The sequence below is a fragment of the Chromohalobacter sp. HP20-39 genome, assembly GCF_033052815.1.
Lineage (GTDB): Bacteria > Pseudomonadota > Gammaproteobacteria > Pseudomonadales > Halomonadaceae > Chromohalobacter.
Genome location: NZ_JAWHTP010000132.1, coordinates 1 through 478 on the forward strand (window position 1 = coordinate 1; position 478 = coordinate 478).

Genomic DNA, 478 nt, shown 5'->3' on the forward strand with positions numbered 1-478 from the left:
AGCGGGAAGTTCCAAGGTGTGATGGACGCACACACGCCCACCGGCTGCTTGAGCACCACCATGCGCTTGTCGCGCCAGGTGCTGGCCATGACGTCGCCCGAAACGCGCTTGGCCTCTTCGGCAAACCACTCGATGAAGGACGCGCCGTAGACGATCTCGCCCTTGGCTTCGGCTAGCGGCTTGCCTTGCTCGGCGGTCATCAGCGCGGCGAGGTCGTCGGCGTTGGCGATGAGCAGGTCGAACCAACGGCGCAGGATGATCGCCCGGTCTTTGCCGGTCAACTCGCGCCAGGCCGGCCATGCGGCGTTGGCGGCGTCGATGGCGCGCAGCGTTTCTGCGTGGCCGAGGTTGGCGACGTCAGCCAGGTGCGCGTTGGTGGCGGGGTCGTGAACGGCAAAGGTTGCGCCGTCTGTGGCGCCCACCCAGGCGCCATCCACGTAGGACTGCGTCTTGATGAGGGAGCGGTCTTTGATGCGCT

General features: G+C 66.5%; 1 protein-coding gene. It reads right to left on the reverse strand.

Annotated elements, in window-relative coordinates; genetic code table 11:
* The coding region (locus tag RVY79_RS17300) for an aldehyde dehydrogenase family protein (RefSeq protein ID WP_317465713.1) at positions 1-478 on the reverse strand (478 nt) is incomplete at both ends.